This is a genomic window from Pseudomonas sp. MD195_PC81_125, assembly GCF_014060985.1.
GTDB classification, from domain to species: domain Bacteria; phylum Pseudomonadota; class Gammaproteobacteria; order Pseudomonadales; family Pseudomonadaceae; genus Aquipseudomonas; species Aquipseudomonas parakoreensis.
This window is the reverse complement of record NZ_JABULD010000981.1, coordinates 1-552: the sequence shown is the minus strand read 5'-3', so window position 1 is coordinate 552 and position 552 is coordinate 1. Positions and strand designations below refer to the sequence as shown.

Sequence of the window (552 nt, the reverse complement as noted above, 5' to 3'; positions counted from 1 at the left end):
CCGATAGCCACTCGCCAGTGCTTCCGCGACCAGACGCTGAGCGTCACCGGCCTCCCAGGTCAGGCGTACTGCCAACTCCCAGCCCTGCTTGCGTTTTGCTTCGACAGCGGCGCGAACCGCCTCATTGAGTGCCTGCTTGCCATGCAGAATCAACAGCGCCCTGCGTTCACTCATAACGGTCACTCCCCACAATTGAATCGGTATAAAACATCTTGACCACCGGCACAGGCAAAAAAGCCATCGGAGCACCATTTAATTCAAGCGCCCGGCCTGTCACGTCCTACACAGCGGTATTTTTTCTTACAACAGGTAAGGAATCGGCTCAATTGACCGGACTCGATCCTTGATACACCTTGTGCAGGCAGTATCAATTTTCGTTTTTTAACAACACAAGGATGTGCAGGGAATGAGTGGATACCCCCTCGGAACTGGTGACAGTTCGAATGACGGAAAGGCCAGCGCGCTGACAGTGAAAACAGCCGACGGATATGTCCATGTCCAGCCATGAAGCCAGAGTTTCAACCCGTCCGATTGCCCCTCTCAACGAAAGTC

The 552-nt window shown here is 53.8% G+C and carries 1 protein-coding gene and 1 pseudogene; both read right to left on the bottom strand.

The features are described from left to right. A pseudogene (locus HT737_RS32265) lies at positions 1–174 on the bottom strand (lipid kinase YegS); the annotation flags it as partial. A gap of 193 nt (positions 175–367) precedes the next feature. Then, the coding region (locus tag HT737_RS31520; RefSeq protein ID WP_220459620.1) for a hypothetical protein at positions 368–552 on the bottom strand (185 nt) is incomplete at its 5' end.